Here is a 14,168-nt window from a genome sequence, read left to right as displayed (position 1 = left end):
TTTTCATCGCCGATGACGCTGCTTTGCGGCACCGTCATCGGCATGTGGCATCAATGCCCTGTTCGCCCCTCCGTTGCAGACGGCCAGCGTCGAACCCCGCCGATTTCCCTAAACCCCAATTGATCGAGATCGCCGCCTTATCGGCGGTAACGTCTTTTGACGCCCCAATCCGCCTGTTGATTTCCAATCAGCGATTGACGAGTCTCAAAACTCACGATTAAATCAATTTGATTGACTACTCGAAAACAACGAGAGGGAACGACAAATGGGAATGAGGAAAAGCATACTGCGCAATCTCTTCTGCCGGACGTCTTGGACAGCGGCGGCACTCGGCGCCTCGCTGGCGTTCGGTTCCGGCCTCGCCTCGGCAGCCGAATCCGTGCTGACGATGCATATCGAGGAACAGACGAGCTGGGTCAGCAACTTCAATCCGTTCGATCTGGCCGGACGCCGCCAGAGCACGATGGATTTCATCTATGAGCCGCTGGTCATCTTCAACGCCAATGGCGGCGGCAAATCGGTCTGGCGTTTGGCGACGAACTACAAGTTCTCCGACGATCTGATGTCGATTACCTATGATCTCCGTCCCGGCGTGAAGTGGTCGGACGGCCAGCCGCTGACCTCGGCCGACGTGAAATACACGATCGACCTGATGCTGAAGAACCCCGCCGTCGATACCGTTGGCGTTGGCCAAACGGTTGCTTCCGTCGAGGCGCCTTCGCCGACGCAGGTGAAGATCACCCTCAAGGCGGTAAATTCCGAATTCCCCGAATCCCTGGCCGATCTCGCCGTCGTACCGGAGCATATCTGGAAGGACGTGGCCGATCCGGTCGCTTTCAAGAACGAGAAGCCGGTCGGGTCCGGTCCGATGACCGAGGTTCGCCGCTTTACGCCGCAGGTCTACGAGCAGTGCCGCAATCCGAATTATTGGGATGCGGCGTCGCTGCACGTCGATTGCCTGCGTCTGCCGCAGATCTCGGGCAACGATCAGATGCTGGCGCTGCTGCCGGAGGGCACCGTCGATTGGATCGGCTCGTTCCTGCCGCAGATCGACAAGACCTTCGTTGCGCTCGATCCGCAGCACAACGGCTACTGGCAGCCGCCGGCGGAAACCGTTGCCTTCGAGATGAATTTCAAGTCGGCGAATGCAGGTAATTTCGAGGCTTTCAAGGATCTCAACTTCCGCCATGCCTTCAGCCTGGCGATGGACCGCAAGTCGATGGTCGATATTGCCGGCTTCGGCTATCCGGTCGTCAACCTGCATGCCAGCGGCCTGCCGCCGCGCTTCGAATCCTGGCGCAACAAGGCGGCCGAAGGCGACAAGGATGCCTTCATGGGGTTCGACACTGACAAGGCGAACAAGATCCTCGACGATGCCGGCTATAAGAAGGGTGCCGACGGCTTCCGCACGACGCCGAGCGGCAAACCGATCACCTTCCCGATCATCGTACCGAACGGCTGGACCGACTGGATCGACGCCGTGCAGATCGCCGTCGAAGGACTGCGCGCTGCCGGCATCAATGCCTCCGTCGCCACGCCCGAATATGAGCAGTGGCGCAAGCAGCTCCTCGACGGCAGCTTCGATGTCGTCATGAACTCGCGCGCCGACAGCGCCACGCCGTTCCAGGGCTATTATCAGAGCCTGTCGACGGCCTATGCCGGCAAGCTCACCGTCGCCGCGTCACGCTACTCCAACCCGAAGCTCGACGGGCTCTTCGATCAATATCTGAAGTCGTCTTCCGATGGCGATCACAAGAAGATCTTCAACGATATTCAGGTTCTGATCGCCGACCAATTCCCGGTCGTCCCCGTCTTCAACGGCCCGACCTGGTACCAGTATTCGAGCAAGCGTTTCACCGGCTGGGTCACGGACAAGGATCCGGTGATGAACCCGGAAAACCACGACAACAACCGCATGCGTCTCATGCATCTGCTGCGTCTGAAGCCGGTCCAATAAGACCAAAGCGAAGGAAGCAGAGATGCGTGTTTCAAGCCGGCGCCTCGGCGTCTATGCGGTGGCCCTGGCCTTCGCGATCGTCGTCAACTTCATTCTTCCCCGGCTTATGCCGGGGAGTCCCGTCGACGCCATGGTGGCTCAGCTTGGGCCGCGGGCGACACCCGCGGCCGTTGAGGCGATCAAGGCCCGTTTTGGCGAGATCGATCAGCCGATCATGATGCAGTTCGTCGACTATCTCAAAGGCCTCGCAACGCTCGACCTTGGCGTTTCGGTGAAATATTATCCGCAGACGGTGGTCCAGGTGCTGAGCCGGGCCACGCTGTGGACCCTCTTCCTGGTCGTTACAGCGATCATCGTTTCTCTGTGCATCGGCGTCGTGCTCGGCGCCATCGCGGCCTGGAGGCGCGGCGGGCGGTTCGACACAATCGTATCGCCCTTTGCCGTCATCCTGTTCTCTATACCGCCCGTTATCGTAGCGCTCACCACCCTGTTTGTCTTTGCGGTGTCGCTGCGCTGGTTCCCTGTTGGATATGCCTACGATCCCAATCTCGATCCGGGCTTCAATTTCACCTTCTTCGGCAGTGTGTTCATGCACGCGATCCTGCCGGTTCTGACCTTGTCTCCATTCCTCATCGGTGAATTCCAGACGACGATGCGCTCGTCGATGATCGTCGTGCTCGGAGAGGATTACGTGACGATGGGGCGGGCCAAGGGGCTGAGCAACCTCGCCGTCATGTTCGGCTATGGCGCCCGCAACGCCCTGTTACCCGTGCTGACCAACCTGGCGCTGATGCTCGGTGCCGTTTTCGGCGGCTCCATCGTCACCGAGATCGTCTTCAACTATCCGGGCCTTGGCCTGACGCTGTTTACCGCCAGCGTGGCGCGTGACTATCCCGTCATCCAGGGGCAGTTGCTGCTGATGACGCTCGCAACGCTCGGCGCCAATTTCCTCGTCGATATCATCTACGGTCTCGTCGATCCGCGATTGAGGGAGACAGGACGATGAGCTTTTCGCTGCGATCCATTTTCAGCCAGAAAAAAGCGCTTGTCGGTTTCGTCATCGTTGCTGCGCTGTGCCTGATGGCGATCTTCGCGCCGGTCATCGCGCCGGGCGAACCCGGCGCCCGCGTCGGCCGGTCGCATCAGCCGCCTTCCGTCGAACATGTCTTCGGCACCACAAAGATGGGCCGTGACGTCTATCGCCAATTCGTCTGGGGGGCGAGAAGCTCGCTTTCCGTCGGTTTCGCGACGGGTATCGCCATTACGGTGCTCGGCACGGCCATCGGTCTGATTGCCGGCTATACCGGCGGCAAGACGGACGCCGCGCTCGATCTTGCCACCAACGCCGTGCTGGTCATACCCAACATGCCGCTCCTCATCCTGCTCGCGTCCTTTGCGGGCACGGTTGGTCCCGTGACGATCATGACCATCATTGCATTGACGTCCTGGCCATGGGGTGCGCGCATGACGCGTTCGCAGACGATGGCGCTGCGCAACCGCGATTTCGTCACTGCCGCCAAGATGATCGGCGAGCCGGCCTGGCGCATCATCTTCGTCGAGATCCTGCCGAACCTGACGCCGCTCATCGGCATCAATCTGGTCGGCAGCATCATCTACGCGATCGTTGCTCAGACGACACTCGAATATCTCGGCTTCGGCGATCCGCTGAAGGTCACGTGGGGCACCATGCTCTACAATGCGCAGAATGCCTCGGCTATCATGGTCGGCGCCTGGTGGGATATCGGCGTGCCGGCCATCGGCATCGCGCTGACCGGGCTCGGTCTGGCGCTGATCAACTTCACCTTCGACGAAATCGCCAATCCGCAATTGCGTTCCGGCCCGGCCTTGACCCGTTGGTTCCGCCTGACGCGCGCCCGCAATCGCACGATGAGGTCAGGCCAATGAGCGACAATCTGCTTGAGATCGAACATCTCGATATCGACTATCTGGTCGACAAGGGCGATTTCCGTGCCGTGAAGGACGTGTCCTTCAACATCGGCCGCGGCGAGATCTTCGGTCTTGCCGGCGAATCCGGCTGCGGCAAGAGCACGATCGCCTATGCGATCACGCGGCTATCGAAGGCGCCGGCCTGGATCAGCGGCGGAAGCATTCGGCTCGATGGCCAGGATCTGCTCAAGATGCCGGAGCGCGATCTGCAGAAGATCCGCTGGAAGCGCATCGGCATGGTGTTCCAGAGCGCCATGAACTCGCTCAATCCGCTGATGCGGGTGGAGGCGCAGTTCCACGATGTCCTGCATCGCCATACCGGATGCTCGCGCCAGGAATCGCGTGCCCGTGCCGAGGAGATGTTCAAGCTGGTGGGAATTCCTCCGCATCGCGTCAGCGACTACCCGCACCAGTTTTCCGGCGGCATGCGCCAGCGCATCGTCATCGCCATTTGCCTGGCGCTGCGTCCCGAACTCATCATCATGGACGAACCGACGACGGCGCTCGATGTCGTCGTTCAGCGCGAGATCCTGGAACAGGTTCTGGACCTGCAGCAGACCTATGGCTTCTCAGTGCTTTTCATCACCCATGACCTGCATCTGATGGCGCAGCTTTGCCACCGCATCGGCGTCATGCTGAAGGGCGAACTGGTTGAGGTCGGCGATGTCGCTCAGGTCAGCCGGTCCCCCGTTCATGACTATACGCGCAAGCTCTGGAACGCTATTCCGCAGCTTCCGGCCAGCGCTCACCCTTCCGGAGTTTTCGCATGAAACCGCAAATACAGGCCGTGACTGCAGAACCCGTCATCCGGCTCGATGATGTCCAGCGTCATTTCGGCTCGGTGCATGCATTGAATAGCGTTTCTTTCTCGCTGTTTGCAGGAAAGGCGCTGGCATTGGTCGGGGAATCCGGCTGCGGCAAGACCACGTGTGCCCGCATCATCGCCCGGCTCGACAAGCCGACAGCCGGGAGGCTTCTCTTCCGCAGACAGGACCGTACGGCGCGAGGAGTGAGCAAGGACGAGCGGATGTACCGCAAGGACGTCCAGATGGTCTTCCAGGACCCTTTCTCGTCGCTCAACCCGGCCTTCACGATCAATCATCACATTGCAAGACCGCTGCAGTTGCACGGTGCGGACAAGCCGAAGGCCGAACGGGACGACGATATATCGAAGCTGCTGGAGAGCGTCGGTCTCGATCCTTCGGTGACGCGCCAGAAGTTTCCGCATGAGCTTTCCGGCGGCCAGCGCCAGCGCGTTAATATTGCCCGCGCCCTGGCGGTTTCTCCGAGCGTGCTGGTGGCGGACGAGCCGACCTCGATGCTCGACGTGTCCATCCGCAAGGACATCCTCGACCTGCTGGCGCGGGTGAAGCGGGAAAACGATCTCGCCATGCTCTACATTACCCATGATATCGCGACCGCCGCCCATGTCGCGGAAGAGATCGTGGTGATGTTTGCCGGCCAGATGGTCGAGTGGGGCGAGACCAATGCCGTCCTCGCCAGCCCGAAGCATCCCTATACGCAGCTTCTGCTTTCGGCGGTGCCGGACGGCGGACGCAGGTTCGTGACCGGCGGCAGCGCTCGCTTTCTCGAGCAGGCTGAGAAGATCCGCTCGCTCAGCCGGCCGGTCTCGACGGTGGTCGAAGAGGTCGGCCCCAATCATTTCATGCGTGCGCTCGTCGCATCGAACTAGAAGGATTTTCGCCTTGGATTACCTGGTCAATCTATCGACCCTGCCGGTCGACACGCAATCGCCGGAGCGCATGGCGAAGGCTGATGTCACCATCCGGCGCGCTCTGCCGCCGGAGATGCGGCTGATCACGAGCTGGGTGGCTGACCATTTCAGCGAGGGATGGGCAAGCGAGACGACGGTGGCGATGACGCGCCAGCCGCCGACATGCTTCATCGCCACGCGTAATCGAGAGCTTGTCGGTTTTGCCTGCCACGAGGCGACGGCGCGGGGCTTCTTCGGTCCGACCGGCGTCGACGAAAGCGTTCGCGGTCTCGGCATCGGCCGGGCGCTGCTCTTTGCCTGCCTCAACGACCAGAAGGCCATGGGCTACGCCTACACTGTCATCGGCGATGTCGGCCCATCGGAATTCTACGAGAAGACCGTCGGCGCAATACAGATCCGCAATTCCGCACCCGGCATCTATGCCGGCATGCTCAAGCTTTGAACGATCCCTTCAGGAAGAGAGAGTGCCCATGTCCACACCGCGATCCCTGGCTCTGCGGCTTGAAACAACCTGGAACGCGCCAGCCGATGGCAAGGAATTTTCCTATGTGCTGCGGCTGAAGAACCTGTCGTCGGAACCGCTTTCGGGCTTCTCGCTCTGCGTCAGCGGTCCCGGCCGCGTCGATCCGGCCGGCATCGTCGAAGGCGCGACGGTCACCAAGCGCCTTTCCAACTTTACCGAATTCCAGCCGTCCGAAGGCTTCGTGCTGGCTGGCGGCGAGACATGGACCATCACGGTCCATGCGTTGAGCTGGCCGTTCCGCCACTGGACCGATGGCGCCACCAGCGCCTATCTCGCATTGCCGGATGGAACCGCCGTATCGCTCGCAGCTGAACCGACGCGCACGTCGTCGAGCAACGCGCCGTTGAAGCGTGGTGCTGAAATCTATCCCGTTCCGGCCAATCCCCCGGTGCCGCTGTCGATCATTCCCTGGCCGAACCGCGTTGCCGTCGCCTCTCGCCGCCCGCTGCCGGCAGGCTTTGCGCTGAAGGCGAATACGCCGGAAGCACAAGCGGCGGCTGAAAGCTTCACCGCTTTGGTCGAGCATCTCTTCGCAGCCGAGGGGCTCGTGCGTTCGGAAGCCGAAGGCGCCGTGCCGGTGGAGCTGCGGCCCGTCGAAGGCCTCGGGGCGGAGGCCTATAAACTGACCTTCTCGCCGCAGGCGATCACCGTCGAGGCGAGCGCCCAGACTGGCTTCGTCTATGGCCTCGTGACCATCGGCCAGATCTGGCGCGGCGCGCGTCTGTATCCGCAGGCCTTCCATTTCCCGGCCGGCGGCGAGATCGTCGACGAGCCCTCGATGGGTTGGCGCGGCCTGCATCTCGATGTGTCGCGCCAGTTCTACGGCTCGGCTGAAATCAAGAAGCTGATGGCGGTACTTGCCTGGAACAAGCTCAACCGCTTCCATTGGCACCTGTCGGACGATGAATCCTGGCGCGTAGAGATCGACGCCTATCCGGCGTTGACGGAGATCGGCGCATGGCGCGGCCACGGCTTGCCCTTGCCGCCGCTTCTGGGCTCCAGCCCGGCCCGCACCGGCGGTTATTACACGAAGGCGGCCGTGCGCGAGATTGTCGCTTACGCCAAGGGCTTCGGCATCGAGATCCTGCCCGAGATCGATATGCCCGGCCATTGCTATGCAATGCTGCAGGCAATCCCCAAGCTTCGCGATCCGAACGAGGTCGGCAGCTATTATTCGGTTCAGGGCTTCCCGGACAACTGCATCAACCCGGCCCGCGAGAAGACCTATGAGGTCATCGAGACCATCCTCTCCGAATTGATCGAGCTCTTCCCGTTCAAGACGATCCATATCGGTGCCGACGAGGTGCCGCTTGGCGCCTGGTCCGGTTCGTCGGAGGCGCTCGCGCGTCTGCGCGAGCTTGCCGGCGAGGAGATTGCGGATGCGCATGCCAAGCGCCTGAACGTCATCACCAATACGCATGGTGCCGACGATATTCACGGCTCGGGTGCTGCCGTCCTGCAGGCCGAATTCCTGGAGCGCATCCAGGCGTTTCTCGCCTCGAAGGGTTGCGTGACCGGCGGCTGGGAAGAAGCAGCCCATGGCGACAGGATCGACAAGGACAAAAGCTATCTCTGCAGCTGGCGCAACGTCGAAGTCGCGGCCGAGCTTGCGGGACGCGGATATGAGATCGTCGTCTGCCCGGGCCAGGTCTATTACCTCGATATGGCGATGCGCCCCGATTGGGACGAGCCGGGCGGCAGCTGGGCCGGCTATTCCGACGCGGAGAAAATCTACACCTTCGATCCGGTCGGCGGCTGGACGGATGCGCAGAAGGAAAAGCTTCGCGGCATCCAGGCCTGTATCTGGTCCGAACCGATGACCGATCGCGCGGTTTTCGACCGTTTGGTCTTCCCGCGGCTCTCGGCGCTGGCGGAAACGGGCTGGACAAAGCCCTCGGCCAAATCTTGGGAACGGTTCAAGGCGCTGGCCGGTACGATGCCGCTGCTCTACGGCTTTTATCAATTTTGAAGGCTTGATACATGAATGGTGCAGGCGGGGCCTTGTCGGCCGCGCCTGCCGACCGCCGATAGCGGCTAAATCCGCCTGGCTTGTTCAACCCATCACTGCGCGATGCGTCAGCGGTTTCTGCAAGACGTCGAACTGCGGATTGGTTTCCGAGAAGATGGGCAAGGCTGCGGCACCGAGGATGGCGGTATCTTTGCCGGTGGCGCCGATCATCAGGCGGGGTATGGTCCGCTTTTCCGCTGGGTTCACCGGAACATGCAGCGGCTCCACGCGCTCGGCAAGCCGCGTCATCAGCGATGTCGGCGCGCTGCCGCCAAGCACGATCGTCTGCGGATCGAAGGCAAGTTCGAGAAAATCGATCGTTTGGCGAAGCGGCTGCACAGCCTGTTCCAGCCAGATCTCCAGGCCATGATTATTGGCTGCGATCATCGCATCGAGATCGTCAGGCGAGAGCTCCTGTGCATCGTCTATGCCGAGACATTCATAGGCGACGGATGGCGAGATATAGCGATCAAGACAGCCGCGCTTGCCGCAGGTGCAAAGCCTACCATGCGGCTCGACGATGATGTGGCCGATTTCGCCGGCATTGGCGCGGCTGCCCTTATAGAGATGACCGTCCAAAAACATGCCGGCGCCGATGCCGCCATCACCCGCCAGGAATAGATAGACGAAACTCCCAAGGCCGCGCGCAACGCCATAGAGCCGCTCGCCGATCGCCGCGGCCGTAGCATCGTTTTCGACGAGCACGGGCAGATCGATGAGCCGTCCCAGCTCGAGGGCAACCGGAAAATCCTGCCAGCCGGGCAGGTTGAGCGGGCTGAGCGACGTCACGCCGCCATCGGCATAGCGTCCCGGCAGGGCGATTCCGGCGCCGAGCAGCCGCTCCCGGTGGAAGGAAAAGGCCTGCTGCAGATCTTGAACGATGGCGGCGAGGACCGGCATCGCCTCGGTCGGCCCGGGCCTGTCGACATGGCGCTCGATGCGGGCGCAGACCGTACCCGATAGATCCGTCAGCACGCCGGCGGCACGCTGGCGGCCGAGCTCGAGGCCGATGGAGTAAGCACCGGTCGGATTGATGGTATAGGGAATAATCGGCTGGCCGCGAGCGATCCTCTGCGCTTCCATGGGAATCAGCAGATGCGAGCGCGCCAGTTCCTCCACGATGTTCGAAACCGTCTGTGTGGTCAGTGCCGTCATGCGGGCAATGGCTGCGCGTGACATCGGTCCGTTGGTGCGGATGGCCTCGATCACGACACGCCGGTTATGCGATTTGGCCTGTTCGAGATTCGTGCCTGAAATTGTCTTCATGAGGGGGTGGGGATTTTCTGTATCGGCGTTCGGTTGGCGTTGTTGCTTGTCACGAGCTGCCGTTGGCGTGACGGGGAAATGGCCGCTTTGTCCGACGTTGACCCCAGATGGTATTTTCCATCCTTTTGTCGAGCTCTTCAAGTGGCCGCGCGTTTCTGCCTGGCGCCTGTGCTGCCTGTTGCACATTACCGCGGGCAGGGATTGCAATGCCTGCCCGCGAACCAGATCATCTCATTGTTTGCGGTAGGTCCCCTGCAAGGTCACGCCGGCGGCAAGATCGCAGACACCAGTCTGTGACACGCGCCAGGTCTTTGGATCGAGGCGATCGAGACCGATCTTGCATGCGTCTCTGGAAAGCTGGGTGTGTTCCTTTACCAGCGGAACGACACCGTCCATGCCATCGGCATTGACATCGCCGGCTTCGGCGCCGCCCGGGCCGACAAAGGTAGAGGCGAGCGAAACGGCGATAAGGCCGTCGACCGGTCCGAAAATCGAAAGGTGACCCTCGTTGCCGTCCTTGCTGTTCGACTGGAAATCCGTCGCCGCGCTTCGTCCACCCTTGGTCGTGAGGAGGGAACCGATCTGGTCGTCATAGGCCTGCCGGATGCAAGCCGTATCGCCGCAGGACTGCACCTTCGTAATCCAGCGCCGTTGCCGTTCGCGGATCTTGTCTGCACCGTCCTGCTTCAATGCAGCAGCATAGAGATCCCTTACCATCTTATCCCGCGCAAGGAGTGATTTGTCCTGGCAAATCATATGATCGCTTGTCGAGGCAGGCTTGGCGCAATCGATGCCGGCGGCTTCGACAGGCAGTGCAAATAGAATGGCGATGACCATCGCCGAGGCGGATCTCGAAATCCTCATGGGATACCTCCATTCTCCGAGACTTCAGCTAACTATGCCTCGGCGCGACTTCGTAAAGGTCCTGCCGGCGTCTGTGGCAAACTCGACATATATTGCGCCCGCGTTTGAAGATCGGAAGTATCCTCCTAGAGCCGGATGATTTTAGGTCTGCTCGACCTAAAATCTGAATCCGCTCTAGAATCAAGGAACTAGAGCGTGATGTCGTCCGAAAACTGCCTACACTTTTCGGCATCACGCTCTAGTTTTGACGATCTGAACGTATGAGATCGATGGGAGGTCGCATGGACGGCGAAACACAAGTATCCGGCAGGATCACATTCCTGATCGTCGGCTCCGTGTTTCTTGCCATCACCACTGGGATGGGGACTTTGGCAGTCCACCTCTACCAGACTTATGCGAACGCAACCGCCATGGCGGCATGTGCGGTTTTTTCCTGGGCATTCGGCAGCATGGTCATATCGATGATGCTCGTACTTTTGACGTCGGGGAAGAAAACCAGAGGCAGGATCGGCGCAAGGAGAGGGCGGGTCACCGTCAGGCTCGGCAGCAGATCGCCCGGCTCCAGCGGCCACGTCACGGGTGAGGGCATCGAGGCCGAAGGCGAGGCGGGAACGCGCATCACAAGCGTGATCCCGTCTCTTTTCCTCATCGTATCCGCGATCGGACTGGCTCTTCTCGGGCTTTTCCTTTTCGGCCACCATCGGCTCGACCTGATCGGATCCGGAATGTTCATCGCGGTGGTATTCTACATCGCGAATTGGAGCAGGCTGGCCTGGCCACGAAAATAATTCCGCGGTTCCGTGCCGGCGGAGGCATCGGCTGATTGCTGCTCCGCATGCGGGGAAGGTGGAAAAGCAGGTGGTGCTGCGGTTCATCACGCAGGCCATCGAGATGCAGGAGCGCGAACTTGCTCGTCCGCTGAAGGAAAACAGGGACTGATTTCGATAGCCGGCGGATAGCGCCGATCCTATCGGCTCGTTCCACTCAGGAAATGACGATCGCGCAGATGGTCGCCAAATTTTAGCTATATATGCTTCTTGCCACGATCTACGGCATTCCTTTACCATCCAGTATTATAACCGGGCCTGGGGATAAATTTGACGGCCCACTGGGAGAAGATGCTGGACGCGGAAATCGTCGCATTCCTGGAAGCGTGTCCGATGGCGGCACTTGTGCTCGACGCCGTCGGCACGATTGTCTTCGCCAATGCGGAAGCCCGGGAGCTCTTTGCCCTTTCAGGCGCGCCTCGCAATCCGGCCGTTTCCGATTTGATACCGGATTGGCCGCTGCCCGCCGCAGCCTCGCAGCCATTGATCGTCACAGCCACCGGCCAAAGGCGGGATTGCCGGATCAGCGTCATGACCTGGCCTTCGGCGTCCGAGGTGCTGACGGCGGTTCTTATCGAGCCGGAGAACGAAGACCGTCATGCCGCGGTGGCGGCGAGAGAGGCCAATCTGCGCCTTCGATATGTGATCGAAATGCTGCCGGAAGCGGTCTGCGTCTTCGATGCGAGCGATCGCTACGTTCTGTGGAACGAGAAATACGCGGAGCTTTATCCGGATGTTGCCGATCACCTGAAACCCGGTATCGCCTTCGAAGATATTTTGAAGATCAGCCTTGCCAGCGGCCGCATGCCCGAGGTCGTCGAAGACAAGGATATGTGGCTGAAACAGCGCATGCGAAAGTTCCGCCAGCCGGTTTCACAGGAGGAGCAGCAGCTTCAAGACGGGCGATGGCTTCGGCATGATGATCGGCGCACGCCTGACGGCGGCGCCATCGGCATGCGGATAGACATCAGCGAGTTGAAACAGCGCGAAGAGCGGTTGCGCCAGCTTTTCGACGCCAATCCGATGCCGATGCTTCTTTGCGACGGCAGCAGTCTCAGAATCCTCCAGGTCAACCGCGCGGCGATCGACTTCTATGGCTTCGCGAAAGCGACGCTGCTCTCCTGGCGGGCATGCGACATGCATGTGGAGAGCGAGGCGGAGGGCTTTGCAGATGGGCTTCTCGAACTTGAAGGCGATTGCGAGGCGAGAACGGTCTGGCGGCAGAGAGTGGCCGATGGAACGGAACGCCATGTGCTCGTTTATGTTCGGCTACTCCATGAAGGTCTGGAACGCCGTCTCCTGCTGACCATCGCCGATGTCAGCGATCGTATTCTCGCGGAGGCCGAAGCCAATCGCCTGGCACGGCACGACATGCTGACCGGATTGCCGAACCGGATGTGTTTCTACAAGGCCCTCGATGAAGCCTTGAAGATGAACAAAGGAAAGGGCGTCGCTGTTTTCTGCCTTGATCTCGATGGGTTCAAGCCGGTCAATGATACTTTCGGGCATGCCGCGGGAGACGAGGTTCTCAAGATGGTGGCCGAGCGGCTGCGCGGTGCAGCCAGAGGCCATATGGTCGCGCGCTTGGGCGGCGATGAGTTTGCCATCCTGATGACTGGGGAAGTGGGCGATATCGCCGATGTGGCGAAGGGGTGTATTGCTGCCTTCAAATCCTCGTTTCGCATCGAGGGTGCGACGGTCGATATCGGTATCAGCATCGGCGTTTCGGCGACGCCGGAGAATGGCGAGGACGGAGAGGCCCTGATTCAGGAGGCGGACCGCGCTCTCTACCGTGCCAAAGCCAATGGCCGGAATACCTGGCGGACGGCGAGCAACGGCCATCGTCAACAGACCGTTTCAGGGCGCATGAGATAAGGGCGCGGTTCAGAAACACACCTGGTACGCGCGGCTCTTGAACTTGGCGTGATGTGTCCTCATTTCAGTAGCCACTGTTTCAATCTGTCGAACTGACAGCCTCCTGCTTTTTTAACAGCTGCTGCCGGTCCTCGTTGCGACGCGTCCGCGTCGGAGGAGTTTTCATGGGCTTTATTGATCGCGACATCCAGCCGTCATCCGATGCCGGGCTGCCGGATGCCTATTCTCAATCGGTGTCGGGTGCAGTCGATCTGGTCGGGCCGGCCGTCAGCCGGATCGAGCGGTTGGGCGGCCGCGCTGGCCATGGTTCCGGCTTCGCCATCTCGCCGGACGGCCTTGTCGTCACCAACAATCATGTCGTCGACGACGCAAAGGCCGTGCGCATCAAGACCCCGGAAGGGGCAACCGTCGAGGGAAGGGTGCTCGGGCGCGATCCGGATACCGACCTTGCATTGATCCGCGCCAATGACTGGTCCGGCAATTGGGCGAAGCTCGGGGATTCCAAATCGCTGAAGCGCGGTCACATCGCAATTGCCATCGGCAATCCGCTTGGCTTCGAATGGACTGTTACCGCCGGTATCGTCTCGGCACTTGGCCGGTCGATGCGTGCAGCCAGCGGGCGCCTGATGGAAGATATTATCCAGACGGATGCCGCCCTCAATCCCGGCAATTCCGGCGGCCCGCTCGTCTCGTCCGCCGGCGAGGTGATCGGCGTCAATACCGCCGTCATCCAGGGTGCGCAGAGCATTGCCTTTTCGGTCGCCTCCAACACGGCCAAGCATGTGGTATCCGAGATCCTGCGCTTCGGCCATGTCAGGCGCGCCTATATCGGCATCGCCGCCGATACGGTTGAGCTGCATCGGCGCATCGCGCTGGAGGCCGGCGTCACGCATTCGACGGCCGTACGTCTGCGCCGTGTCGAGAAGGATAGTCCGGCCGAGAAAGGCGGGTTGCAGGAGGGTGACTACCTGCTTGCCATCGATGGACAGGCCGTATCCGGCATAGACGTCGTCGTCCGGCTGCTCGATGGCGACAAGATCGGCACGGAGATCGAGGTGTTGATCTTCAGCGTCGGCGGCCTGATCGAGCGAAGGCAGGTAAAGCCTTCCGCCCGACCGGCCATCTAGAGCGTGATGCCGAAAAGTGTAGGCGGTTTTCGGACGACA

12 protein-coding genes are annotated in these 14,168 nt (G+C 60.9%); 10 read left to right on the top strand and 2 right to left on the bottom strand.

Annotated features, from left to right (window positions below):
* The first annotated feature begins 265 nt into the window (after positions 1–265).
* Genes HGP16_RS12530 through HGP16_RS12500 form a run of 7 tightly spaced genes read left to right on the top strand, consistent with a single transcriptional unit; the run spans position 266 to position 8,131 of the window.
* Complete coding sequence (locus tag HGP16_RS12530; protein WP_168840330.1) at positions 266–1,957, top strand: ABC transporter substrate-binding protein; 1,692 nt, start codon at positions 266–268, stop codon at positions 1,955–1,957.
* Between the two features lie 22 nt (positions 1,958–1,979).
* Positions 1,980–2,963, top strand: a complete 984-nt coding sequence (locus HGP16_RS12525) for an ABC transporter permease (protein ID WP_168840329.1) — start codon at positions 1,980–1,982, stop codon at positions 2,961–2,963.
* Positions 2,960–3,862, top strand: a complete 903-nt coding sequence (locus HGP16_RS12520; protein ID WP_168840328.1) for an ABC transporter permease — start codon at positions 2,960–2,962, stop codon at positions 3,860–3,862. The genes HGP16_RS12525 and HGP16_RS12520 overlap by 4 nt, the downstream gene beginning before the upstream one ends.
* Positions 3,859–4,674, top strand: coding sequence for an ABC transporter ATP-binding protein (locus tag HGP16_RS12515; RefSeq protein WP_168840327.1), 816 nt, complete (start codon positions 3,859–3,861; stop codon positions 4,672–4,674). The genes HGP16_RS12520 and HGP16_RS12515 overlap by 4 nt, the downstream gene beginning before the upstream one ends.
* A complete protein-coding gene (locus HGP16_RS12510; protein ID WP_168840326.1) occupies positions 4,671–5,597 on the top strand; it encodes an ABC transporter ATP-binding protein in 927 nt (308 codons plus the stop codon). The genes HGP16_RS12515 and HGP16_RS12510 overlap by 4 nt, the downstream gene beginning before the upstream one ends.
* Positions 5,598–5,610: 13 nt before the next feature.
* On the top strand, positions 5,611–6,081 hold the full coding sequence (locus HGP16_RS12505; RefSeq protein WP_168840325.1) for a GNAT family N-acetyltransferase: 471 nt from the start codon (positions 5,611–5,613) through the stop codon (positions 6,079–6,081).
* Between the two features lie 28 nt (positions 6,082–6,109).
* Positions 6,110–8,131, top strand: a complete 2,022-nt coding sequence (locus tag HGP16_RS12500; protein ID WP_168840324.1) for a beta-N-acetylhexosaminidase — start codon at positions 6,110–6,112, stop codon at positions 8,129–8,131.
* An 84-nt stretch (positions 8,132–8,215) separates the two neighbouring features.
* Here the strand turns inward: HGP16_RS12500 and HGP16_RS12495 are convergent, their stop codons facing one another.
* Together HGP16_RS12495 and HGP16_RS12490 are read right to left on the bottom strand one after the other, a co-directional pair.
* Positions 8,216–9,436, bottom strand: a complete 1,221-nt coding sequence (locus HGP16_RS12495) for an ROK family transcriptional regulator (RefSeq protein ID WP_168840323.1) — start codon at positions 9,434–9,436, stop codon at positions 8,216–8,218.
* Between the two features lie 231 nt (positions 9,437–9,667).
* Positions 9,668–10,300, bottom strand: coding sequence for a lysozyme inhibitor LprI family protein (locus tag HGP16_RS12490; protein ID WP_168840322.1), 633 nt, complete (start codon positions 10,298–10,300; stop codon positions 9,668–9,670).
* Positions 10,301–10,581: 281 nt separating this feature from the next.
* On the opposite strand from HGP16_RS12490, the gene HGP16_RS12485 reads away from it, so the two are divergent.
* The 3 genes from HGP16_RS12485 to HGP16_RS12475 all read left to right on the top strand — a co-directional run bounded on the left by HGP16_RS12485 (position 10,582) and on the right by HGP16_RS12475 (position 14,129).
* On the top strand, positions 10,582–11,088 hold the full coding sequence (locus HGP16_RS12485) for a hypothetical protein (protein ID WP_168840321.1): 507 nt from the start codon (positions 10,582–10,584) through the stop codon (positions 11,086–11,088).
* A gap of 330 nt (positions 11,089–11,418) precedes the next feature.
* Positions 11,419–13,002 (top strand): diguanylate cyclase domain-containing protein, encoded by a 1,584-nt coding sequence (locus tag HGP16_RS12480; protein WP_205926533.1) that lies wholly within the window; start codon positions 11,419–11,421, stop codon positions 13,000–13,002.
* 164 nt (positions 13,003–13,166) lie between these two features.
* Positions 13,167–14,129, top strand: coding sequence for a S1C family serine protease (locus HGP16_RS12475; RefSeq protein WP_168840320.1), 963 nt, complete (start codon positions 13,167–13,169; stop codon positions 14,127–14,129).
* Positions 14,130–14,168 lie beyond the last annotated feature (39 nt).

It is taken from the genome of Rhizobium sp. P40RR-XXII, from assembly GCF_012641405.1.
Classification (GTDB): domain Bacteria; phylum Pseudomonadota; class Alphaproteobacteria; order Rhizobiales; family Rhizobiaceae; genus Rhizobium.
The sequence above is the reverse complement of the archived record's forward strand: the minus strand, read 5'-3'. Positions and strand labels throughout refer to the sequence as shown.